Here is a 22,181-nt window from a genome sequence, read left to right as displayed (position 1 = left end):
ATGGGTAGAGCGCAGCGAAACCCATCCGTTTGATTGATCGAGATCACTCTGCCGCGAGCGTCGGTCCCTCACCCCAACCCCTCTCCCGTGGGGAGAGGGGCTCTAAGCGTCGCTGCTAGCGCCATCCGTTTCTTCGGGGTCGTGCTGGGAATGCTCTGAGTGAAAACGTCTTCGCCAATCAACCCGCGCGCGACATCATCCACATTACGAACACCGCGCCCACCACGCCCATCACCATCGCCGCATTGCGCCAGCGTTTCGCGCGGCGCTGATAGCGCGCGACGCGTTCGTCGTTGAGTGCGGTGGCGCGCGCGATCCACGGCGCGGTGTCGCGTTCGGCCTGGGCGTAGATGACTTCGGCGCGCGCGGGATCGGCTTCAGCGCGCAGCGCGGCATCTTCGTAGCGTTCGAACGCGCGCTTCTGTAGTGACTGGATTTCGCGTGCGATGTCGGCGTTCGACAAGGTTTCGGGCGATGCGGCACTCATGTCGCGCGCAGCGCCGCGGTGACGGGCAAACGCGCGGCGCGCAGGGCCGGGAACAGGCCGCCGACGAGACCGATCCCCAGCGCCCACTTCAGGCCGTTCCACAGCAGTTCCGGCGAGACCTTGAACTGGAACACCACCTGGCTGAAGTTGCTGCCCAGCGTGCTGACGCTGTAGCCGTTGAAGATGCTCCACGCGAGCAGGCCGCCGAGCAGGCCGCCGAGCAGCGCGAGCAACATCGTCTCCAGCATCACCGCGACGACCACCGGCAGGCCACGGAAGCCGATCGCGCGCATCGTTGCGATCTCGCGTGCGCGGCCCGCGACCGCGGCGTACATCGTATTGAGCGCGCCGAATACCGCGCCGACCGCCATGATCGCGCCGATCACCGTGCCCAGCACATTGATCAGCGTCGCCAGCTGACCGGACTGCTTGCCGTAGTAGGCACGCGTCGTCGAGACATCGAGTTTCAGGCGCTGGTCGGCATCCATCGCGGTCTTGAACGCGGTGAAGCCGGCGGTGCCGTCGGTGCGCACGGTGATCGACTGGTAAGCGCCACGGTTGTAGGTGGACGCCAGCGTTTCGCCGTCGGTCCACAGTTCCGAATCGTGAGCATCACCGGATGCGAACACACCGACCACGGTCCACTGCTGGTTGCCGAGGTTGAGCGTCTTGCCGACCTCGAGTCCGCGGAACTGGCTGCGCGCGCCCTGGCCGACGACGATCTCGCGCAGGCCCGGCGCGAACTTGCGGCCTTCGATCACCTGCACCTTGTCGTGCACGGCCCAGGCGAGTTCGCCGACGCCGCGGAACTGCGCATTGACGTCGGTGCCGTCGGCCTTCGACGGTAGGTTGACCACCTGAGACAGCTCCGGCGACAGCAGCGGGCGGCCCTGCGCATCGCGCGCGATGCCAGCCAGCGTTCCGATCAGCGGCACCTGGTCGCGGGTGATCACCGAATTGGTTTCGGCCTGCGAGCCGCCGCGCAGCACGATCGCCGAGGTTTCGTCACCGGTGCTGTTGAGCGTGGCCTTGAAGCCTTCGCCCATCGCCAGCATCGCCACCAGCACGCCGACCACGCCGGCGATGCCGACCACGATCACCGACGACGCGCCCCAGCGCTGCGGCAGGCTGCTGATGCCGATGCGCGCCGCTGCCAGCGCCAGCCGGCCGCCGCGCGTGAGCACCAGCCACAGCGCGATGGCGACCGCGATTGCCAGCACGCCGTACCAGGGCAGCAGCACCCACACCGCGAGGCCGACGACGAGCGCGACGATCGACAGCAGGTTCCAGAGCCGTGGGCTTTTCATGTCGGTCCGATCCGGTTCGTCGTGCAGCGGAAAGAAGTGCGATGGGCCATGACGTCAGCGCCCCGCGAGCGCATCGACGATCTTCAGCCGCTGCGCACGCAGCGCCGGCAACACGCCGACGATGATGCCGATGCCGATCATCAGGCCGAGCCCGATCAGCCAGGTCTGCGCCGGCACCGTGGGCAGCGCGATCACGCCGCCGCTGGCTGCGCTCACCCCGGGCATGATCGCCGACGCGAGACCGAGGCCGACCAGCCCGCCGATCACCACCAGTAGCACCGATTCCACCATCACCAGCACCAGGACGGTGCCGTCGGTGAAGCCGAGCGTCTTCAGTGTCGCGAGTTCCGGAATGCGCTCACGCACGGCCTGCGCCATCGTGTTGCCGGTCAGCAGCAGCAGGGTGAAAAACACTGCGCCCATGATCGCGGTGACGATCAGGCCGATGTCGGCAAACTGCTTGGCGAACGCCTGCTGGAAGGCCGACTCGGTCTGCGATTTGGTCTCGTGATCGGAGTTCGCCGAGATCGCATCGATCGCCTGCGCCACGCGCGAGGCCTGGTCGGCGTTCGACAGCTGCACGGTGAACCAGCTGACCTGGTTCTTGATGTAGTCGTTGGATTCGTCGAAGTATTTCCAGTTCATCATCAGCTGGTTCTCGGCGCCGACGTTGCTGCGGTCCTTGGCGCGGAAGATCGCCTTGAGCTCCAGCGGCCAGTCGTTGCTGCCGCCGCGCGGAAAGATCGTCGCCTGCATCGGAATCGTGTCGCCGATCTTCCAGCCGAACTTGTTGGCCAGCGCTTCGCCCACGGCCGCGCCGGTACGTGTGTCGCGGAAGGCCTGCAGCTGGTCGGGCGGCACGTCGTACTCGCCGTAGACGTCGAAGAAGTTCGGCGCGACGGAGAAGTTCGGGAAGAAGTTGCGCTGGTCCTGGTAGATGCCGCCGAACCACATGGCGTACGTCACCTTGCGCACGCCGGGAATCGACTCGATCTGCGCCTGCAGACGCACCGGCAGCGACTGCGTGATCGACAGGCGCGAGGCGACGATCAGCCGGTTCGCGCCGTCGACGCTGCCGCCGGCATTGAAGGCCACGCGTACCGAATCGAGCATGCCGAACAGCAGGAACGCTGCGACCACCGACAGCAGCGTCAGCAGTGTCCGCGTCTTGCTACGGAACAGCTGGGCCCACACCAGCGACAGGTATTTCATCGTGTGGTCTCCGAAGAAGCGTGAGTCAGTGCGCGCCGATGGGCGTGTCGACCAGCTCGCCCTTGTCGAGGTGGATCGTGTGGGTCGCGTACTCGGCAGCCTTCGGATCGTGGGTCACCATGACGATTGTCTTGCCGTGCTCGCGGTTGAGTTCCTGCAGCAGGCCGAGGATCTCCTCCGCGCTCTGGCGGTCGAGATCGCCGGTGGGTTCGTCGCAGATCAGGAAGGTCGGGTCAGACACGATCGCGCGGGCGATCGCCACGCGCTGCTGCTGGCCGCCTGACAGTTCGTTGGGCTTGTGCGTGCGACGGTCGGCGAGGCCGACGAGGGTCAGCGCGATTTCCGCATTGCGCTTGCGCTGCGCGCCGCTAAGCGTGGTCAGCAGCAACGGCAGTTCGACGTTCTTCTGCGCGTTGAGCATCGGCATCAGGTTGTAGAACTGGAACACGAAGCCGACGTGGCGACTGCGCCAGTTCGACAGCTGGCCGGCGCTCATGCGGTCGATGCGCTCGCCTTCGATCTCGATCTCGCCCGAGGTCGGCGTGTCCAGCCCGCCGATCAGGTTCAGCAGCGTGGTCTTGCCCGAACCCGACGGGCCCATCAGCGCGACGAAATCGCCCTGCGGAATATCGAGATCGATGCCGTGCAGCACGTCGACCTTTTCCGGGCCGCGCTGGTAGGTCTTGTGCAGGTTGCGGATGCTGACGAGGGACGACATGGCGCACTCCGGGTTGGATGCTGCTCGGTGGATGTGGGGTGCGATCAGCGCGTGTCGGCGTCGCTGGCGGCCATGCGCACCTTCGCGCCGTCGGCCAGCGTCTCGGGCGGATCGAGCACGACGGTGTCGCCGGCGTTGACGCCCGACAGCACCTGGCGGTCGTCGCCGAGTGCGACGCCGGTCTTCAGCGCCTGCTGCGTCACCGTGTTGTCCTCGCCGAGCACGAAGGCGACATCGGCGCCGTCGCGCTGCACGATCGCTGAGCCGGGCACGCGCACGCCGCTGGGCTGCTGCGCATCGGCGGCCTTCGGCGCTTCGAGGAAGCTCACGCGCACGCCCATGTCCGGCACGATGCGCGCGTCCTTCTGCTTGATCGCGATGCGCACCTTGACCGTCGCCTTGCCGCGGTCGGCGGCCGGAATGATCGCGATGACCTCGGCGGGAATCCTCCAGTCCGGATACGCATTGAGCGTCGCCTCGACCGGCATCTTCGGCTGCACGCGACCGATGAAGGCCTCGCCGACGTCGACTTCGACTTCCAGCGAATCCATGTCGACGATCGTGCCGATACCCGTGCGGGTGAAGCCACCGCCGGCCGACAGCGGCGAGACGATCTCGCCCGGCTGCGCAGCCTTGGCGGTGACCACGCCGGCGAACGGCGCGCGCACGACGGTGTTGTCGACTCCGAGATCGGCGATCGCCAGCGAATCGGAGGCGACCTGGGTGTTGCGCTGCGCGGTGACCAGCTGCGCGCGCAGTGCATCGCGCTGGGCGACGGCCTGGTCGAACTGCGAACGCGAGACCAGCTGCTGCGCGACCAGTGACTGCAGACGCGTGGCCTCGGCCTCGGCCTGCGCCAGCTGTGCCTGCACGCTACCGGTCTGGCTGCGCGCGGCGGCGAGCTGCGAAGCCGACAGATTGCGCTGCGCATCGGCGTCGATCGGATCGAGCGTCGCCATGATGTCGCCGGCCTCGACGCGCTGGCCTTCCTCGATCAGCACCTCGCGCACGCGGCCGGTGATCTTCGAGGACACGGTCGCAGTGCGACGCGCGACGACGTAGCCGGTGGCGTCGAGTACTGATGCATTCGCGCCGCCGGCAGTGATCGCGACCACCGGCGCGGTGCGCACTTCGACGCCGCCATCGCGTCCGAACAGCGCCCAGCCGGCGACCAGCAGAAGCAGCAGCACGACGACCGCGATGGCGATCCACAGGCCACGCCGCCGTGGCGGCTCGGGCGGCGCCTTGCGGTCGATGCGGAGTTCGTTGAGCAGGTCGGCCTTGGTATTCATGGGTTCCATGGAAAGCAGGACGTGACGACAGGCGCGAGTGTGACCGCGGGGGTCGGGCGATCCAACCTGCCGGAAGTCAGTTTCCGACGGGGCGCCGAACGACGCATCCGCACTGGCGGGCCGGGCCGAGTCTGCGCGCATCGGGCACGGCGGTCACCTGACGGCTGTCACCTGCAGTGGATGACGCCTGCGACTGACCGCGCGGCGTGCGCCACCCGAGACTGCACGCAACCCGGAGGAACCGCGATGCGCCCAGTCCCGTTCACTGCAGACCCTTTGAAAGCGACGTCGACGCCGCTGGCCAGCCTGCGTGGCGTGCGTCGTCGCCGCGGCGCCGTGCAGGCGCTCGACGGCGTGGATCTCGCGCTGCCTGCCGGCCAGGTGACCGCGCTGCTCGGCGTCAACGGCGCCGGCAAGACCACCGCGATCGAGATCCTGCTCGGCCTGCAGCCGGCCGATGCAGGCGAGGTCACGCTGTTCGGGCGGCATCCGTCCGATCTCGAAGCGCGCCGGCACATCGGCGTGATGCTGCAGCAGGCGCAGCTGCCCGAGCGGTTGCGTGTCGATGAGCTGCTCGCGCTGACACGCAGCTGGTATCCGCAGCCGCGCAGCGTCGCCGACTGCGTCGCGCTGGGCGGACTCGACGGATTGCTGGACCGGCGCTACGGCCGGCTGTCGGGCGGGCAGCAGCGCCGCGTGCAGTTCGCGCTCGCGCTGTGCGGGCGACCGAAGCTGCTGTTTCTCGACGAACCGACCACTGGGCTCGACATCGGCGCGCGCCAGCAGGTGTGGCGCGCGATCCGCAGCCTGGTCGCCGACGGCGTCGGCATTCTGCTGACCACGCACTATCTGGAAGAAGCCGAAGCGCTGGCCGATCGCGTGGTCGTGCTCGATGCCGGACGCGTGCGCGCCGACGGCAGCGTCGGCGCGGTGCGGGCGCAGGTCGCGCAGCGACGCATCCGCTGCAAGAGCGTTGTGCCTGCCGATGTCGTCGCGACGTGGCCAGGCGTGCGCTCGGCCGATGTCATTGACGGGCAGCTGGTGGTGATGGCCGAACAGGCGGAATCCGTGCTGCGCTGTTTGCTGGATGCGGATCCGCGCCTCGGCGATCTCGAAGTCCAGCGCGCCGGCCTCGTCGAGGCCTTCGTGGCGATGACGGCGACCGCCGACGGCATGACTGGTTCGAAGCAGGAGGCTGCGTGATGGACACGACACTCGACACCGGTACACGCGTCAACCTCTGGCGCTGCTATCTGCTCGACACGCGCTGCGAACTGCTGCGGCTGCTGCGCGAGCCGATGTACATCATTCCGACGCTGCTGTTTCCGGCGTTGTTCTACGTGATGTTCGGCCTGCTGCTCGGCGGGCGCGGCAGCGGCGAGGCGGCGCGTTATCTGCTCGCGACCTACGGCGTTTTCGGCGCGATGGGCGCGGGCCTGTTCGGCTTCGCGGTGACGCTGGCGATCGACCGCGAGCGCGGCTTTTTCGCCTTGCGTCGTGCGCTGCCGGCGCCGCCGAGTGCGTGGCTGGTGTCGCGGCTGCTGATCGCGATGCTGTTCGCGCTGGTCATCGTGCTGGAACTCGCGGCGCTGGCGGTCGTGTTCGGTGGCGTGTCCATGACGGCGGGGCAATGGGCCTTGCTGTGGACGGTGACCGTGCTCGGCGCGCTGCCGTTCTGCGCGATCGGCCTGCTGCTCGGCAGCATCGCCAGCGCGAATGCGGCGCCGGCGTGGGTCAACCTGCTGTTCCTGCCGATGGCCTTCCTGTCCGGCCTCTGGCTGCCGCTGTCGATGCTGCCCGGGGTATTCGCGACGCTCGCGCCGCTGTGGCCGGCCTGGCATCTGGCACAGGTCGCGCTTGGCGTGACCGGCCAGGCAGGCACGGCGCCGCTGTGGCTGCATCTGCTGGTGCTGACCGTCGTGACCGTCGCCTGCTGCGTGCTCGCGCTGCGCCGCCTGGCGCGTGCGGTCTGAGATCATCCGCTTCACTTTCGGGGAGAACGCAATGACGCAGACGGATCGACAGGGCCAGCGTCGCTGGCCCGGCGTCGCGGCGGTGGTGGCACTGGTGGCGGTGCTCGGCGCCGCCGTGGCCGTCGCCGTCGCCGGGCGCGAGCAGGCGACGGATTCGACGGCAGCGCCGGTGACCGAAGGCCGGCTCGCCATCCGCAACGCGCGCATCTTCGATGGCGTGGACGTCATCGAACGCGGCACGGTGCTGGTGCGCGACGGGCTGATCGAAGCGGTCGGCGCCGATGTCGCGGTGCCGGACGGCGTCGCCGTGGTGGATGCTGACGGCAAGACGCTGCTGCCCGGTCTGATCGACGCCCACGTGCACGCCTGGGGCAACGCGCAGCAGGACATGCTGCGCTTCGGCGTGACTACCGGGCTCGACATGCACGGCATGCCGGACCGTCTGCCGGCACTGCGCGCACAACGTGAGTCCACCGCGCCGACCACGCAAGCCGATCTGTGGGCTGCGGGCTATGCGATCACCGCGCCCGGCGGGCACGGCACGCAGTTCGGATTTCCGGTGCCGACCGTCGATGCGGACACCGACATCCCGGCCTTCATCGCCGCCCGCGTGGCCGAAGGCGACGACTTCATCAAGCTGATCGTCGAGGATCTCAGCGGCTACGGCGGCACGCGCAGGTTGCCGACCCTGACCGCCGCGCAGGTGCGCGCCGTCGTCGATGCCGCGCATGCGCAGAAGCGCATCGCCGTCGCCCACGTGTCCACGCAGGCCAGCGCCCGGGCGGTGCTGGATGCCGGCATCGACGGCTTCGTGCACGTTACCGACGATGCCGTGGTCGACGACGCCTTCGTTGTCGAGGTCGCGCGTCGCGATGTGTTCGTCGTGCCGACGCTGGTGGTGATCGCCTCGGTGGCCGGTGCTGATGCGGGCCGGCAGCTCGCGGATGATCCCGCACTGTCGCCGTGGCTGACGCCGGAACAGCGCGACAGCCTTGGCGCGCGCATGTCCACCGCACCGAAGCCGGCGCGCTTTACCGATGCGATCGACAGCGTGCGTCGGCTGCACGCGGCAGGCGTGACGATCCTCGCCGGCAGCGATGCCCCCAATTCCGGCACCGCCCAGGGCGCGAGCCTGCATGGCGAACTGGCATTGCTGGTGCAGGCCGGGCTGACGCCGCAGCAGGCGCTGGTCGCAGCGACGTCCGCGCCGGCCACGCGCTTCGGCATCGCCGACCGCGGTCGCATTGCGCCGGGTCTGCGCGCCGATCTGGTACTGGTCGACGGCAACCCGCTCGAGGACATCACCGCGACGCGGCGCATCGACACGGTGTGGAAGAACGGCGCGCGCGTCGAACGCACGCGGTCAGCGGCCGCAGCATCTGCCGGTACCGTGCCGGACGACACCCGCATCAGCGATTTCGAAACCGGACTCGACGCCCGCTTCGGCAGCTGGGCGCCGACCACCGACCAGATGGCCGGTGGCGCCTCGTCCGTTGCGCACGCGCGCATCGACGGCGGCGCGGACGGTTCGGCCGGCGCGCTGTCGGTCACCGGCGAAATCAAGCCGGGCTTCGCGTTCCCGTGGTCGGGCGTGATCTTCTTCCCGGCCGCGCAGGCGATGCAGCCCGCGGATCTGTCGTCGCGCAAGACACTCGTGTTCCACGTGCGCGGCGACGGGCGCCGCTACAGCGCCCTGCTGTTCTCCGGCGCATCGTCGAACGCGATGCCGGCGGTGCAGAGTTTCGAGGCCGGCAGTGGCTGGACCGAAGTGCGACTGCCGCTCGACGGATTCGCCGGCGCGGACCTGTCGCAGGTGCGTGGCATCGCGTGGACCGCCGGTCAGCCGGAGGGCACGTTCGCCTTCGCACTCGACGACGTGGAGCTGCGCTGAAATGCAGGCCGACCGGTACGGCGCAGAACAGCCGCCACTTCTGACGGACTCCTGAGATGGCTAGGCTGCGCGATATGGACACGCTCCCGAGCCCGACACCGCTGCGGACCTTCGCCGGTCTGCGACCAGCGCCGGATTCGATCATCGGTTGCGCGCTGCGTCAGGGCCGGCCGGCGTGGAGCGAAGGCATCCACGTGTTGTGGTCGGTGTGGGTGTTCGTCGTGCCGATCTTCTCGCCGCAGGGCTACGACCTGCGCTGGCTGCTGCTCACCCTGCTGTCGTACCCGCTCTTCATCGCTTTGTACGCGGGTGCGCTGTTGCTGCCGGCGCGCCGCTCACCGTGGTGCGCGCTCGGCATGATCGCTTTGTGTTTCACGCTGTTGCCCTGGTACGTGTCGAGCCTCAGCTACTTCGTGTTCGGCTGTGTGTTCCTCGGCGCGTTGTCGCGCACGTCGGTATGGCGTTACGTGCTCGCGCTGATCGTTTTCAACGCGGTGCTGATGACCTGGGCGCGCGTGCTCGGCTATCCCTGGGCGGCGCTGGCCTGGATGCCGGTGACGACGGTGATGATCGGCCTGCTGGTGCACGTGGAGCGGCTGAAGAACCGGCAGGACGCCGCGCTGCGCCTGTCGCACGACGAGGTGCGCCGGCTGGCCGCCGTCGGCGAGCGCGAACGCATCGGCCGTGATCTGCACGATCTGCTCGGCCACACGCTGTCGATGGTCGCGTTGAAGGCCGATCTCGCCGCGCGGCTCGTCGAGCGCGATCCTGCCGGCGCCCAGCGCGAGATTGGCGAAGTCGGCGGCATCGCCCGCGATGCGCTGACCCAGGTGCGGCAGGCGGTCAGCGGCATCCGCGCTGCGGGGCTGGCAGCCGAACTCGCATCCGCGCGCCTGCTGCTCGAGACCGACGGCGTGGCCTTCGGCTACAGCCTCGATGCCGACGTTGCCGGCGCCGGCCTGTCGCCTGCGGTGGAGACGGCGCTGGCGATGACGTTGCGTGAATCGGTGACCAATCTGCAGCGCCACGCGCATGCGCACACGGCGCAGGCGCAGTTCTCGCGCGAAGGCGACGCGATTCGGCTGCAGGTCAGCGACGACGGTCGCGGCGGCGCGATCGTGCCCGGCAATGGTCTGTCGGGTATGCGCGAGCGCATCGAAGCACTGGGCGGGCAGTTGCGCATCGACAGCGGGGCCGACGGCACGCGGATCGATGCGCGCATTCCGCTCGGCGCTGCCGGCTGATCCGCAACGCACGCACCTCCGTTCTTTTCGACCGTCGTCCAGCTGCTACCGTCACTGCCATGTCGCGCATGCCCACGTCCGAAGCGCCGCTCCGCATCCTCATCGCCGAGGACCAGTCGATGCTGCGCGGCGCGCTGACGGCGCTGCTGAATCTCGAAGACGATCTGTCGGTGGTCGGCAGCGTCGGCGACGGCGAATCGGCCTGGCGCGAACTGCAGCGCCTGTCGCCCGACATCCTCGTCACCGACATCGAGATGCCCGGCCTCACCGGTCTCGAACTCGCGCAGCGCATCCAGCGCCACGAACTCCCGGTCCGCGTGGTGATCGTCACCACCTTCGCCCGCGCGGGTTTCCTGCGCCGCGCGCTGGATGCCGGCGTCGGCGGGTATCTGCTGAAGGACGCACCGGCCGAACAACTCGCCGATGCCCTGCGCCGCGTCCACGACGGCGGCCGCGCGATCGATCCCCAACTCGCACTGGAAGCCTGGAGCGAGCCCGACCCGTTGAGCGAGCGCGAACGACAGACGCTGCGACTCGCCGGGCAGGGCATGAGCGCCAGCGAGATCGCCGCGCAGCTGAAGCTCTCGCACGGCACCGTGCGCAATTACCTGTCGGAAGCGATCGGGAAGCTGGGCGTCGGCAACCGGATCGAGGCGTACCGGCTGGCGCGGCAGAAGGGGTGGTTGTAGGCGGCGTCACCGCCTGACGCGTGCGACCAACACGCGCCTTCCCCCGCAGGCGGGGGAGGGCTGAACAGTCGAGCGCTCTTACGTCGCCAGCCCTACCGCTACCAGCGACTCCCGCTCGATCCGCGCATAGATCTCGAACTCGTCATGCACCTGTGCACCGAGCGCCTTTTCGAACGCATCGCGATTCGACTGCGCCGCAAACGCGCGCTGTTCGCCGCCGCCAAGGTTCGACTGGAAGATGCCGGCCGCGCTGACCGGCAGGAAGTCTTCGTAGACCACCGGGTCTGCTGTCACGAGTCCCATACTGATCGCATCGTCGACGCTGCCGCGTGCAACGGCTGACCGATCCGCAAGCCCCGCATCGGTCAGCGCGTAGCGGTAGTAGCCGAGGCCCTCGCGACGCAGCGTGTCGTCGTCATCCGGGAAATCATTGAATGCCGTGGCCAGGCGCGTGCCGTAGTCGCCGGTGCTGCCGGCGCCGCCCGCATCGCGTGCCCGTGCGAGCAGGCTGTCGTAGAGCGCGCGGCCCTTCGGCGTCAGCGCGAGGCCGCGCTGTTCGATCTCGCCGAAGCGCGCGGTGTGCGTGCCGGCGTCGGCGCTGTCGCCGGCGGGGAACAGCACCGGCTCCTGCAACGCCTTGAAGCTGGTCTGGCGCAGCAGGATCGGGCAGCGACGACGTGGCGGGCCTTCGATCACCGCCTTGGCGTCGATGCCGCGCGCCTGCATCGCGTCCTGCGCGGCGTCGATATCGAGCGTGCGCGGGGTCAGATGGTTGATGTGCGGGCCGCGGAAGCAGACCACGTCGGCGATCAGGCGATGTGCGGACAGCAGCGCCTGGTAAGTCGCGTGCGACACGGTGGCTTCGCTGTGCCAGCGGAAGGTTTCCAGCGCTTCGGCAACGAATTCGGCGGCTTCGCCGGCGGTGAGGCCACCGGCCTGCTCGAAGCGTTCGATCAACGCGAGCGCTGGCGGGGTGAAGATTTCGCGCGCTTCGAGAACCGCGGCCGCCTGGTCGCGCAGCGCGGCGTCTTCGATCAGTTCGAGACGCAGCAGGGACGTGAACACCCGGAACGGGTTGCGCGCGAGCGCCGCGGCATCGACCGGACGGAACGCGGTCGCGTGCACCGGCACGCCGGCGACGGCGAGGTCGTAATAGCCGACCGGATGCATGCCCATCACCGCGAACAGGCGACGCAGCGTCGCGAGCTCGCGCGGCGTGCCGACACGGATCGCGCCGTGACGTTCCGCGTCCAGCCGGTCGAGCGCATCGCTGCGCTGCAGACGCGCGGCCAGCGACGGATCGCGCGCCAGCGTCGCGGCGTTCACCTCCGACACCAGTTCCATCAGCGTGCCGTACAGCGGCACCTCGTCGCGGTACATGCGCGACATCGCCTGCGCGAACAGGCTGCGGATCTCGTCGGGGGACAGCGGCGTCGAAGCGTTCATCGGGGACCGGGCGAAGGACCGGGCGCTGCCCGGCGAAGCGCCCATTTTCGCCTGTCGGCGGCCGCCGCGGGAACCTCGTAGGCATGCGCGTCGTGTCCGCTTCAGGCAGCGGGTGGCCGGCAGGCGCATGTGTCGCCGCTGCTACGCTATGCCACCGCCGCGCACACCGAGGACCGACCGATGCAGACTCCAATGCCGCTGGGCGCCCGCGTGGTCGCGCTGACCGCGCTGCTGTGGAACCTGTTCGGCCTGCTGGTGTTCGTGCTGCAGGTGTCGATGACGCCCGAACAGCGCGCCGCGCTGCCGCTCGACCAGCAGCAGATCAATGCGGCGATGCCGATGTGGATCTACGGCGTGTTCGGTCTGGCGACGCTGGCCGGCTCGGCCGGTTCGATCGCGTTGCTGTTCGCGCGTCGCTGGGCGGAACCCGCGCTGCGGGTGTCGTTCATCGCGATCGTCGTGCAGATGGTCGCCAGCTACGCGCTGACGCCGGTCTGGGCCTTGACCGGCCTGCGCGGGCTGGGCCTGCCGCTGCTGCTGATCCTGGTGGTCGCGTCGATGTGGCTGTTCGTGCGCGGCGCCGCGCGTCGCGGTTGGTTGCGCTGACGCAGCCTCAGACGCGCGACTTCAGCAGCGCCCACGCCGCGCGTAGGCCCAGTGCCTCGCCGCCCTGCGGATGGCCCGCGCGGCTGCTGTCGTTCCAGGCGTAGGTATCGAGATGCGCCCATGGCGTCTCCGCCGGCACGAAGCGTTCGAGATACAGCGCCGCGGTGACCGCGCCGGCCATGCGTGAGCCGGCATTGGCGAGATCGGCGATGCCGCTGGTGAGATAACGCAGATACGGCCGCCACAACGGCATGCGCCACATCGGATCGCGCGTTGCTTCGCCGCCGGCGATCCAGGCGTTCGCCAGTGCATCGTTGTTGGAGAACAGCGCCGGCAGGTCCGGGCCCAGCGCGATGCGCGCCGCGCCGGTGAGCGTGGCGAAATCGAGGATCGTGTCCGGCGACTGCTCGCCGGCGAAGGTCAGCGCATCGCACAGCACCAGACGGCCTTCCGCGTCGGTGTTGTCGATCTCAACGCTGATGCCCTGGCGCGTGGCGATGACTTCGCCCGGGCGGAATGCGTCCGGACCGATCGCGTTTTCGACCGCTGGCACCAGCAGGGTGATGCGCAGCGGCAGCCTGCGCGCCATCACCAGTTCGGCCAGCGCGATCGCATGCGCCGCGCCGCCCATGTCTTTCTTCATGTTGCGCATGCCGTCGGCCGGCTTGAGGTCGAGCCCGCCGGTGTCGAAGCACACGCCCTTGCCGACGATCGCGATATGCGGATGTGCGGCGTCGCCCCAGGTCAGATGCAGCAGGCGCGGTGCGCGATGCGAGGCGCGGCCGACCGCGTGGATCGCCGGAAAATTCTGCTCGAGCAGTGCGTCGCCGACGATGCTGTCGAAGCGCGCGCCGTGCGCCTGCGCGATCTCGCGGACCACCGCTTCCATCTGCTCCGGGCCCATGTGCTCGGTCGGCGTATTGACCAGATCGCGCACGCGTGTGGTCGCGGCGATGACGTCGACGGTCTCGGCATCGGCCGCGTCCACCGCGAGTCGAGCCGGCTTGCGCGCCGTCGTCTTGTAACGGGTGAAGCGGTACGCGCCGAGCCCCCAGCCCAGCTGCAGCGTCGCCGCATCGTGCGCACCGGCCACGCGCCAGTCGCCTTCCGGCAGCCCGTAGACCGCATGCGCGTAGCTGTCCGGATCGAGCGCGTCGCCGATGCCGATCACCGCGCCTTCGAGGCCACCGTCACCGGGCAGCAGCGCCAACGTACCGGGCGCCGCGTCGAAGGCCTGCGCATCGAGCCAGGCCTGCACGACGGCCGGCTGCGTGTCGCGCCAGGCCGCGTAGCCGTCGCGCGTGACGATGTGCAGCGCACGCGCGTCCTGGGAGGCGGTGGCGAAGAGGTCGATCGTGGTGTCGGTCATGGGAACGCCAGGGTCAGGTGCAGTCGGCGGTGGTCGGCATGGCATCGAGCCAGTCGGCGAGCGCGGTGAGCGTGTCGAATTCGAGATCGGGCGTCAGCGTCGGATGTTCCCAGCGCCGGTCCTCGCGATTGATCCAGCAGGTGCGCAGACCCGCGCGCGCGGCGCCGGCGACGTCCATCTCGATGTGGTCGCCGACGTGCAGCACGTCGCCATGCGCGCAGCCGAGTCGATCGCAGGCGGCGTGGAAAATACTCGCGTCGGGCTTGGCCACGCCGTGCTCGCGCGAGCCCAGGGTGAACGCGAACAGATGGCCGATGCCGACGCGATCGAGATCCGCGTTGCCGTTGGTCACCGCCGCCACCGGCACCCGCGCCGCGATGCGCTCGAGCGCGGCGAGGCTGTCGGGGTAGTACTCGACCTTGTTGCGCTCGGCGTAGAACACCTCGTACGCGGCATCCAGCAGCCCGAGATCACCGCCGCTGTCGCGCAGGGCGTGCTCGATGGTCAACTGCCGCAGCGCGGACAGGTCGTGCATCAGATGTGCGTTGTCCGCGAACACCCGCGTGCGCAGATCGCGCATCTTCTCGATCGGATACATGTCCGCGGTCGCGGGGCTGTGCGTGCGCAGGAACGCATCGAGCGTCTGCTCGACCCGCGCGCCGATCGGCGCGAACGGCCAGAGGGTGTCGTCGAGATCGAGGGTGATGGCGCGGATGGGGAACGTCATGGGGCCATTGTAACGGGTGGGCTCTGACGCTCTTGCAGTTGTCCTGGGCTCGTCTCCCTATGGGAGAGGTCGACGCGCGTAGCGCGGCGGGTGAGGGCGATGGTTCCTCGCGAGGTCGGCCCGACATGAAGATCAAACCCGTTTTTCAGCACACGCATCCGAGTTCATATCTCCCGGTCGCTGCGCACCCGTGCAGTGTGAGCGGCGAAGCCACCCCAATGACACGAGTCGAAAAAGCTGGATCAGACAGGCCAGTAAGAGAGGTAGAGCGCAGCGAAACCCATCGGCGCTGTGCGTGAGGTGAACGTCAATGGGCAGTTACGCTCGCGCTCGACGGCTGAAATGGAGTTTGTTCGCTGCCGAGGCGATGGGTTTCGCTGCGCTCTACCCATCCTGCGAGGATGCTTCGGGCTTCAAGCCAGCAACCGCGCCCATCCCTCGAAGCCTTCCACGCGCGCCAGCACCAGCTTCACGCAGACGATCAATGGCACCGCCAGCAGCAGGCCGACGATGCCCCACATCCAGCCGAACAGCATCAGCGCGAGGATCAGCATCAACGGCGAGATCGCCATGCGGCGGCCGAGCACGATCGGGGTGACGAACTGGCCTTCGATCGTGTGCAGCAACAGGTATACCGCTGCCGGAATCACCGGCGCCCAGGCCGCGTTCGGCCAGGTGCCTTCGTAGCTGACGAAGCCCATCAGCAGCATCAGCAGCACGCCGATCAGCGGGCCGACGTACGGCGCGAAGTTCAGCAGTGCGACGACGGTGCCCCACAGCAGAGCGTCCTGCAGCGGCAGCTTCATCCACACCAGCACGCCGGCGAACACCGCGCCGAGCAGGGTATTGATGATCGAAATCGTCAGCACGTAACGCGAGATCTCGCGTTCGATGGATTGCATGATGTCGACGGTGAGCTTGCGCCGCTGGCGATCGGGCAGCATCGCGATCGCGTTCTTCTGCAGGTTCTCGCCGTAGACCATGAAGAAGAACGTCAGCAGCACGACGGCGAGCACCGACGCCAGCATCTTCGGCGTCGCGACGATCGTGCGCCACGAGCTGTTGTCCTGGATCTGCACGAGCTGCACGCGGCGCTGCGGGCGATCCTCCGTGGCGCGTGCGAAGGATTCGGCGGCCTGGCTGGCCTGGTGCACCGGCTGCGTCATCGCCTTGAGGCGCGGCGAGAGCGTGCGCAAGGTTTTCGGTGCCTGCTGCACCCATTCGCTGGCCGGGCCGTAGAGCTGCAGGCCGAGTGCGCCGGCGCCGGCGATGCCGAGGCTCAGCACCAGCAGCGCGCCGAGGAAACGTGGAATCCACAGCCGGCGCAGCGCACGCAACACCGGATTGCCCACCAGCGCGAAGAACACCGCGAGCAGGATCGGCAGGATCACCGTCTGCGCCGCCCACAGCGTCGCCAGCACGGCGAGCGTCGCCAGCACGATGATCGCGGTCGACGCGCGCGGGCGCGGCGTGACCGGAGTCGGCACAGGCAACGGCGCGTCGTCCTCCGGCGGGGGACTGATGGGTGTGCTCATCGGCGGTCAGGCAATCGGGCGCTCAGCGCCCGGATTCCGACAACTCGGTCGCCGCTTCGGCGGGACGCGGTTGCTCCGATAACACCGGATCGGGTCGACCACGATCCGTGCGCGGCACAGAAGTGGCCGCGTCCGGCGTGGTGCCCGGCTGCGTCGTGCGCTGGGTCTGGGTGCCGCCAGCGGACACGACCTGCGCCGCCGCGGCAGCACCTGCCGCAGCCGCTGCCTGCGTGTCCGCAGTGCCGTCCGTCTTCGCCGCCACGTTGTCCGCGGCGGCATCGGCCGTCTGCGCAGCGTCGTCGGCGGTCTCGGCCGCTTTCTCCGCGGTCGCTGCGGCGACAGTGGCCTGCACCGAGGTCAGCAAGCCCGACAACGCACTGAGCAACTGGATCGACTTCGGGCCACCCAGCTTGCCGAGCTTGGTCAACGCACGGCGCGGTTCCAGATGACCGGTCGCGAAGCCCATCACCAGACCGGCGATGAGAATGCGCGGCGGGGTCCAGGCTTCACGCCAGCTCGTGCTCAATGCGCGGTAGCGGTCGGTGGTCTGCACCACGCGACCGTCGACCAGCGTCTCGGCACGTTCGACGCGATTCTTGAGGCCTTCGAAATTCATGACGCCTTCGCCTTGTCGGATGCGGACGTGGTCAGGGACGTCTCGTCCTCGTCGTCGTCATCGCCGTGTCCGGCCTCGGAGAACATGCCGAGGCGCGACAGCTGGCGACGCGTGGCATGCATGCCGGCGTAGTCGAAGAACACCGAGACACGCCAGGCGGCGATCGCGGTGACGACCAGGCTGATCAACGTGGAGATCGAAATCGACGCCAGCCACGACAGACCCCAGGACTGCAGCAATGCAATCGCGGCGCCCATCGCCAGCAGCCACGCCGATGCGCCGAACACCACGGACACGGCCGACCATGCCAGCGCACGCCCGAGGGCACTGCGCGACAAGGCCATATCGGCCGCGACCAGCTTGCGCAGGGCGCGGCCGCTGTCGAGGCCGGAGCTGAAGGTCTCAGTGGCCGCCGCACGGATGCGGCGGATGCTTTCGTCGAGGTGTGGTGCTTCGCCGGGCGCACGATGTGCGCTGCCGGCGGGTTCCTCGCGCGGGTCTTCCCCGGTCACGCGCTCGGTCACGAAACGCCGCGCTTACTTGCTGCGCGCGAGCTTGGCGATGATCCAGCCGGCCGCGAACGCGGTGCCGAATGCGGCGATCGGACGCTCGCGGATCAGATCCGCAGCGCTCTCGACCAGATCGCGGCCCTTGTCGAGCAGCACGTCGTACTGTTCCTTGGCGGCGGTGCCACCTTCCTCGAATGCGGCGACGCCGGCAATCGCGGAATCGGCGAGGTCGGACTTCACGGTCGCGCGGCCGAGCTTGAGCTCGTCACCGGCCACGCTCGCGGCGTTCTTGACCGCGGCGCCTGCATCGCGGGCGGCCTGGGCAAGGTGCGAACCTGCCTCGCCAAGATGGGTCTTCACCGCGTCGGTCGAAGTGGGGCTCATGGTCGTGCTCCTGTCAGTTGGACGGTGCCACGCAGAGCGCGCGGCACGTGGGGATTGGGTCAACGCATGATCACGTCGACGATGCGTCCGCGACGTGAAATGCGCAGCACGAGATCGGCCGGACGGTCAGCGAGCGAGTCGCGGAAACCTGCGAGATCGCGGAACTGGCCGCTGTTCGCCGCGAGGATCAGATCGCCATTGCGCAGGCCGCTCTGGAATGCGCGGCTGCCGGGTTCCACCGTTTCCACCAGCACGCCGCCGGCGCGCTGGTTCTGGCGACGCAGCGCTTCGGGCAGGTCGGCGAACATCGCGCCGGCCAGACGCGCATCGACACTCGCGCCATCGCGCGGCAACGCGGTCAGACGTGTCTCGATCTTCACCGTGCGGCCGTCGCGCAACACGTCCAGCGTCACCGGCGTATCGAGTGCCTGCAGGCCCTGGAAGTTGCGCAGCGATTCGCTGTTGTCGATGCGCTCGCCGTTCGCGGCCACCACCACGTCGCCGGTGCGCAGGCCCGCGCGCGCTGCAGGCGAACCGCCGTACACGCGCGTGATCACCGCGCCGCGTGGCGTATCGAGTCCAAGGCCCTGCGCGATGCGCGCATCCACCGTCTGCGTGTCGATGCCCAGCGTGCCGCGCTGCACACTGCCGGTCGTCGCCAGTTGCATCATCACGTTGCGGGCCAGGCCGATCGGAATCGCAAAGCCCAGCCCGATGTTGCCGGCCATGCTTCCCTGCGTGTTAAAGCTCGCGGTATTGATGCCCACCAGCTGGCCGCGCAGATTCACCAGCGCGCCGCCGGAGTTGCCCGGATTGATCGACGCATCGGTCTGGATGAAGTTCTGGAAACCCACGCCCGGCACGTTGCTGCGGCCGACCGCTGAAATGATCCCGGAGGTCACCGTCTGCCCGAAGCCGAACGGATTGCCCACGGCGACGACGAAATCGCCGACCTGCAGGTTCGCATCCTGCGCGAGCGGAATCGCGGTGAGGTTGTCGGCCTTGATCCGCATCAACGCGACATCGGTGTCGACATCCGAACCGATGAACTCCGCTTCCACCGTGCGGCCGTCGGCCAGCGTCACCGACACGTCGTCCGCGCCTTCGATCACGTGGTGGTTGGTCAGCACGTAGCCCTGCTGCGCATCGACGATGACGCCCGAGCCCAGCGACTCGTTCATCCGCTCCTGGTCGAGTTCCGGAAACATGCGGCGGAAGAAGGGGTCGTTGCCGAACGGGCTCACGCGCACGCGCTGCTTGGCGTGCACAGACACCACCGATGGCGTCACCGTCTTGAGCATCGGTGCCAGCGAGGGCAGCGGCGCGCCGTCGACCGCGGCCGGCAAGGCGGCCATCGTCGGCACTGCGGCAACTGTCGCCGGCGTCGCACCCGCGGGTTGCTGCACCACGTCGCGGATCGCGGTCGCGGCGAAGCCACCGAACGCGGCGGCGCAGGTCAGGGCGAGAAGTGTGGTCTTGGCGCGCATGGAGCGTCCCCTGTCGGCAGTGGGTCGGGATGATCGACGCCGGAGCGTGGAAAACGGGTCGAAGACGGCCTCGAAGTACCGTCCGCGGGGCCAGCAGTGTGGCCCGCAGCATTTGAATCGGTGTTGAAAGCCGCATTCAGATGATGCGCCCGAATGCCGCCGGCGACATCTGTCATAGGTCCTGCCGACAATCGCCGGTCGCCGGGATTTCCGGTTGACACCGGTCGGAGTCCGGGCGTAGCGTGGACCCCCGTCGCCGCCACTACATATTGGGTGTCGGCGTTGGAAATTCCCAACACGTGGGGCTTTCAACGGTCAGCGACACTTCGCAGCAAAGGGGATGCACGCGATGGGTTCGAACGTCACGGAGAAGACGGCCCCAGGCCGCAACCGGCCCTGTGCCTGCACCCGCATCATTCTTTTGAATTCCGCACGGATCGACGGCGCCTGATGCGCCGACGGTCCGCTCGCGTCCGCAACACGTACACGACAGGCGACCGGTCCACACCGGCGCGATTCCAGGAGCGCACAGCAGCATGAGCACGGTTCGCCTCGCGGCGGTGAAGTCCGATCCCGGTCCCGAAATTCCGATGCAGCCCGCGTCGGACGACATCTGGGACAAGAAGTACCGCCTCAAGACCAAGCAGGGCGTGGCCGTGGATGCCGACATCGACGGCACCTACCAGCGCGTGGCGAAAGCGCTCGCCGAAGCCGAGACCACCGTCGAGAAGCAGCGCCACTGGCACGAGCGCTTCCTGTGGGCGCTGCGCCGCGGTGCGATTCCCGCCGGCCGCATCACCTCCAACGCCGGCGCGCTCGAACACAAGCCCGCGACCAGCACGATCAACTGCACCGTGTCGGGCACGATCGTCGATTCGATGGACGGCATCCTCGAGAAGGTCCATGAGGCCGGTCTCACGCTGAAGGCCGGTTGCGGCATCGGCTACGAGTTCTCCACGCTGCGGCCCAAGGGCGCGTTCGTCGCCGGCGCCGGCGCGTACACCTCCGGCCCGATGTCCTTCATGGATATCTACGACAAGATGTGTTTCACCGTCAGTTCCGCCGGCGGTCGCCGCGGCGCGCAGATGGGTACCTTCGACGTCAGCCATCCCGACGTGCGCGATTTCATCCGCGCCAAGCGCGAAGACGGTCGCCTGCGCCAGTTCAATCTCTCGCTGCTGATTACCGACGGTTTCATGGAAGCGGTCGACACCGACGCCGACTGGCCGCTGGTGTTTCCGATCAACGAGAAGGAAGCCGGCGATTTCGATCTTGCCGATGTCGAGCAGGTGATCTGGCGCGAATGGCCGCAGACCAAGGGCTACGTGTCCCGCGACGACGGCCTCGTCGCCTGCAAGGTCTACGGCAAGGTCCGCGCGCGGCATCTGTGGGACATGATCATGGTCTCGACGTACGACTACGCCGAGCCGGGTTTCATCCTCATCGACCGCGTCAACGAGATGAACAACAACTGGTGGTGCGAGACCATCCGCGCGACCAATCCCTGCGGCGAGCAGCCGCTGCCGCCTTACGGCGCTTGCCTGCTCGGTTCGGTCAACCTCACCAAGTTCGTGCGCGAGCCCTTCACCGAGCGCGCGCGCTTCGACTGGGAGGAATACAAGGAAGTCGTGCGTGTGTTCACCCGCATGCTCGACAACGTGGTCGAGGTCAACGGCTTGCCGCTGCAGAAGCAACGCGACGAGATCATGCGCAAGCGTCGCCACGGCATGGGCTTCCTCGGTCTCGGCAGCACCGTGACCATGCTGCAGATGAAGTACGGCGAGCCAGATTCCTGCGAGTTCACCGAGCGGATCGCGCGCGAGATGGCCGTCGCCGGCTGGGAAACGGGTCTGACCCTGGCGCAGGAAAAAGGCCCGGCGCCGATCATGGAAGAGCGCTTCGAAGTTACCGCCGCCATGCTGCGCAAGCGCCCGGAAATGGCGAAGGACGGCTGGAAGCTCGGCCAGGAAATTCCCGGCAAGGTGCTGCACGCCAAGTACTCGCGCTACATGCAGAAGATCGCCGAGGTCGCGCCCGATCTCGTCGACCAACTGGCCGAGGCCGGCGCGCGCTTCACCCACCACAGCTCGATCGCGCCGACGGGCACCATCTCGCTGTCGCTGGCCAACAACGCCTCCAACGGCATCGAGCCGTCGTTCGCGCATCACTACAGCCGCAACGTGATCCGCGAAGGCAAGAAGTCCAAAGAGAAGGTGGACGTCTTCTCGTTCGAGCTGCTGGCCTACCGCGAACTCGTCAATCCGAAGGCCATGCCGTATTCGGACGAACCCGACGCGCAGCTGCCGGATTACTTCATCGCTGCCGACGACATCACCCCCAAGGCGCATGTCGACGTGCAGGCCGCCGCGCAGATCTGGGTGGACAGCTCGATCTCCAAGACCGCGAACGTCCCGACGGATTACCCGTACGAGGATTTCAAAGACATCTACCGCTACGCGCACCAGCAGGGCCTCAAGGGCTGCACCACGTTCCGCTTCAACCCCGCCGCGTTCCAGGGCGTGCTGGTCAAGGAAGCGGATCTCGCTGCCACCACCTATCGCTTCGAGCTGGAAGGCGGCGAAGTGCTGGAGGTCGCGGGCAACGAACAGATCGAATACGACGGCGAAATGCATACCGCCGCCAATCTGTTCGACGCGCTGAAGGAAGGGTATTACGGCAAGTTCTGAGC

Annotated in this window: 20 protein-coding genes; 7 read left to right on the top strand and 13 right to left on the bottom strand. The window is 68.2% G+C overall.

The features are described 5' to 3' along the window. Positions 1 to 178: 178 nt before the first annotated feature. From LU699_RS05580 to LU699_RS05560, 5 genes are read right to left on the bottom strand one after another with little or no spacing between them, the layout of a single operon-like run. Positions 179 to 487, bottom strand: coding sequence for a hypothetical protein (locus tag LU699_RS05580; protein ID WP_232134147.1), 309 nt, complete (start codon positions 485 to 487; stop codon positions 179 to 181). Continuing rightward, on the bottom strand, positions 484 to 1,794 hold the full coding sequence (locus LU699_RS05575) for an ABC transporter permease (RefSeq protein ID WP_232134148.1): 1,311 nt from the start codon (positions 1,792 to 1,794) through the stop codon (positions 484 to 486). Before LU699_RS05575 ends, LU699_RS05580 begins: the two co-directional genes overlap by 4 nt. 54 nt (positions 1,795 to 1,848) lie before the next feature. After that, the gene (locus LU699_RS05570) at positions 1,849 to 3,006 is read right to left on the bottom strand and encodes an ABC transporter permease (protein WP_232134149.1); all 1,158 of its coding nucleotides are present in this window, start codon (positions 3,004 to 3,006) and stop codon (positions 1,849 to 1,851) included. A 25-nt stretch (positions 3,007 to 3,031) separates the two neighbouring features. Next, positions 3,032 to 3,724, bottom strand: a complete 693-nt coding sequence (locus tag LU699_RS05565; protein WP_232134150.1) for an ABC transporter ATP-binding protein — start codon at positions 3,722 to 3,724, stop codon at positions 3,032 to 3,034. Positions 3,725 to 3,768: 44 nt separating this feature from the next. Then, complete coding sequence (locus LU699_RS05560; protein ID WP_232134151.1) at positions 3,769 to 5,016, bottom strand: efflux RND transporter periplasmic adaptor subunit; 1,248 nt, start codon at positions 5,014 to 5,016, stop codon at positions 3,769 to 3,771. 246 nt (positions 5,017 to 5,262) lie between these two features. Between LU699_RS05560 and LU699_RS05555 the strand changes: the two genes are divergently transcribed. The 5 genes from LU699_RS05555 to LU699_RS05535 all read left to right on the top strand — a co-directional run bounded on the left by LU699_RS05555 (position 5,263) and on the right by LU699_RS05535 (position 10,813). Further along, a complete protein-coding gene (locus LU699_RS05555) occupies positions 5,263 to 6,219 on the top strand; it encodes an ABC transporter ATP-binding protein (protein ID WP_232147803.1) in 957 nt (318 codons plus the stop codon). After that, a complete protein-coding gene (locus LU699_RS05550) occupies positions 6,219 to 6,989 on the top strand; it encodes an ABC transporter permease (protein WP_232134153.1) in 771 nt (256 codons plus the stop codon). The genes LU699_RS05555 and LU699_RS05550 overlap by 1 nt, the downstream gene beginning before the upstream one ends. Positions 6,990 to 7,020: 31 nt before the next feature. Further along, entirely contained in the window at positions 7,021 to 8,880 is a 1,860-nt protein-coding gene (locus tag LU699_RS05545) for a CIA30 family protein (RefSeq protein ID WP_232134154.1), read from the top strand. Positions 8,881 to 8,936: 56 nt separating this feature from the next. After that, on the top strand, positions 8,937 to 10,124 hold the full coding sequence (locus LU699_RS05540) for a sensor histidine kinase (protein WP_232134155.1): 1,188 nt from the start codon (positions 8,937 to 8,939) through the stop codon (positions 10,122 to 10,124). A 68-nt stretch (positions 10,125 to 10,192) separates the two neighbouring features. Next, positions 10,193 to 10,813: a response regulator transcription factor gene (locus LU699_RS05535; protein WP_232134750.1), complete on the top strand. Its 621-nt coding sequence runs from the start codon at positions 10,193 to 10,195 to the stop codon at positions 10,811 to 10,813. Positions 10,814 to 10,891: 78 nt separating this feature from the next. Here the strand turns inward: LU699_RS05535 and hglS are convergent, their stop codons facing one another. Next, complete coding sequence (hglS, locus tag LU699_RS05530; protein WP_232134156.1) at positions 10,892 to 12,259, bottom strand: 2-oxoadipate dioxygenase/decarboxylase HglS; 1,368 nt, start codon at positions 12,257 to 12,259, stop codon at positions 10,892 to 10,894. A 180-nt stretch (positions 12,260 to 12,439) separates the two neighbouring features. Between hglS and LU699_RS05525 the strand changes: the two genes are divergently transcribed. Further along, positions 12,440 to 12,865 (top strand): hypothetical protein, encoded by a 426-nt coding sequence (locus tag LU699_RS05525; RefSeq protein ID WP_232134157.1) that lies wholly within the window; start codon positions 12,440 to 12,442, stop codon positions 12,863 to 12,865. Positions 12,866 to 12,872: 7 nt separating this feature from the next. On the opposite strand, the gene LU699_RS05520 is transcribed toward LU699_RS05525, so the two are convergent. The 7 genes from LU699_RS05520 to LU699_RS05490 all read right to left on the bottom strand — a co-directional run bounded on the left by LU699_RS05520 (position 12,873) and on the right by LU699_RS05490 (position 19,492). After that, positions 12,873 to 14,234 (bottom strand): leucyl aminopeptidase family protein, encoded by a 1,362-nt coding sequence (locus LU699_RS05520; protein ID WP_232134158.1) that lies wholly within the window; start codon positions 14,232 to 14,234, stop codon positions 12,873 to 12,875. Between the two features lie 13 nt (positions 14,235 to 14,247). Further along, on the bottom strand, positions 14,248 to 14,961 hold the full coding sequence (locus tag LU699_RS05515; RefSeq protein ID WP_232134159.1) for an HAD family hydrolase: 714 nt from the start codon (positions 14,959 to 14,961) through the stop codon (positions 14,248 to 14,250). Between the two features lie 413 nt (positions 14,962 to 15,374). Beyond that, positions 15,375 to 16,496 (bottom strand): AI-2E family transporter, encoded by a 1,122-nt coding sequence (locus LU699_RS05510; protein WP_232134160.1) that lies wholly within the window; start codon positions 16,494 to 16,496, stop codon positions 15,375 to 15,377. A 22-nt stretch (positions 16,497 to 16,518) separates the two neighbouring features. Further along, complete coding sequence (locus LU699_RS05505; protein WP_232134161.1) at positions 16,519 to 17,112, bottom strand: hypothetical protein; 594 nt, start codon at positions 17,110 to 17,112, stop codon at positions 16,519 to 16,521. Then, positions 17,109 to 17,624, bottom strand: coding sequence for a phage holin family protein (locus tag LU699_RS05500; protein WP_425491655.1), 516 nt, complete (start codon positions 17,622 to 17,624; stop codon positions 17,109 to 17,111). The genes LU699_RS05505 and LU699_RS05500 overlap by 4 nt, the downstream gene beginning before the upstream one ends. 24 nt (positions 17,625 to 17,648) lie before the next feature. Then, complete coding sequence (locus LU699_RS05495; RefSeq protein ID WP_232134162.1) at positions 17,649 to 18,005, bottom strand: hypothetical protein; 357 nt, start codon at positions 18,003 to 18,005, stop codon at positions 17,649 to 17,651. A gap of 59 nt (positions 18,006 to 18,064) precedes the next feature. Next, positions 18,065 to 19,492, bottom strand: a complete 1,428-nt coding sequence (locus LU699_RS05490) for a Do family serine endopeptidase (protein ID WP_232147807.1) — start codon at positions 19,490 to 19,492, stop codon at positions 18,065 to 18,067. 536 nt (positions 19,493 to 20,028) lie between these two features. Here LU699_RS05490 and LU699_RS05485 point away from each other — a divergent pair. Continuing rightward, entirely contained in the window at positions 20,029 to 22,179 is a 2,151-nt protein-coding gene (locus tag LU699_RS05485) for an adenosylcobalamin-dependent ribonucleoside-diphosphate reductase (protein WP_232134164.1), read from the top strand. Positions 22,180 to 22,181 lie beyond the last annotated feature (2 nt).

Origin of the sequence: Luteimonas fraxinea (assembly GCF_021233355.1) — a bacterium.
GTDB lineage: Bacteria > Pseudomonadota > Gammaproteobacteria > Xanthomonadales > Xanthomonadaceae > Luteimonas > Luteimonas fraxinea.
The sequence above is the reverse complement of the archived record's forward strand: the minus strand, read 5'-3'. Positions and strand labels throughout refer to the sequence as shown.

Bases quoted from the DNA above. Each gene is read 5' to 3' on its own strand.
- LU699_RS05580 (WP_232134147.1), bottom strand. From the start codon at position 487: ATGAGTGCCGCATCGCCCGAAACCTTGTCGAACGCCGACATCGCACGC.
- LU699_RS05575 (WP_232134148.1), bottom strand. From the start codon at position 1,794: ATGAAAAGCCCACGGCTCTGGAACCTGCTGTCGATCGTCGCGCTCGTC.
- LU699_RS05570 (WP_232134149.1), bottom strand. From the start codon at position 3,006: ATGAAATACCTGTCGCTGGTGTGGGCCCAGCTGTTCCGTAGCAAGACG.
- LU699_RS05565 (WP_232134150.1), bottom strand. From the start codon at position 3,724: ATGTCGTCCCTCGTCAGCATCCGCAACCTGCACAAGACCTACCAGCGC.
- LU699_RS05560 (WP_232134151.1), bottom strand. From the start codon at position 5,016: ATGAATACCAAGGCCGACCTGCTCAACGAACTCCGCATCGACCGCAAG.
- LU699_RS05555 (WP_232147803.1), top strand. From the start codon at position 5,263: ATGCGCCCAGTCCCGTTCACTGCAGACCCTTTGAAAGCGACGTCGACG.
- LU699_RS05550 (WP_232134153.1), top strand. From the start codon at position 6,219: ATGGACACGACACTCGACACCGGTACACGCGTCAACCTCTGGCGCTGC.
- LU699_RS05545 (WP_232134154.1), top strand. From the start codon at position 7,021: ATGACGCAGACGGATCGACAGGGCCAGCGTCGCTGGCCCGGCGTCGCG.
- LU699_RS05540 (WP_232134155.1), top strand. From the start codon at position 8,937: ATGGCTAGGCTGCGCGATATGGACACGCTCCCGAGCCCGACACCGCTG.
- LU699_RS05535 (WP_232134750.1), top strand. From the start codon at position 10,193: ATGCCCACGTCCGAAGCGCCGCTCCGCATCCTCATCGCCGAGGACCAG.
- hglS (WP_232134156.1), bottom strand. From the start codon at position 12,259: ATGAACGCTTCGACGCCGCTGTCCCCCGACGAGATCCGCAGCCTGTTC.
- LU699_RS05525 (WP_232134157.1), top strand. From the start codon at position 12,440: ATGCAGACTCCAATGCCGCTGGGCGCCCGCGTGGTCGCGCTGACCGCG.
- LU699_RS05520 (WP_232134158.1), bottom strand. From the start codon at position 14,234: ATGACCGACACCACGATCGACCTCTTCGCCACCGCCTCCCAGGACGCG.
- LU699_RS05515 (WP_232134159.1), bottom strand. From the start codon at position 14,961: ATGACGTTCCCCATCCGCGCCATCACCCTCGATCTCGACGACACCCTC.
- LU699_RS05510 (WP_232134160.1), bottom strand. From the start codon at position 16,496: ATGAGCACACCCATCAGTCCCCCGCCGGAGGACGACGCGCCGTTGCCT.
- LU699_RS05505 (WP_232134161.1), bottom strand. From the start codon at position 17,112: ATGAATTTCGAAGGCCTCAAGAATCGCGTCGAACGTGCCGAGACGCTG.
- LU699_RS05495 (WP_232134162.1), bottom strand. From the start codon at position 18,005: ATGAGCCCCACTTCGACCGACGCGGTGAAGACCCATCTTGGCGAGGCA.
- LU699_RS05490 (WP_232147807.1), bottom strand. From the start codon at position 19,492: ATGCGCGCCAAGACCACACTTCTCGCCCTGACCTGCGCCGCCGCGTTC.
- LU699_RS05485 (WP_232134164.1), top strand. From the start codon at position 20,029: ATGAGCACGGTTCGCCTCGCGGCGGTGAAGTCCGATCCCGGTCCCGAA.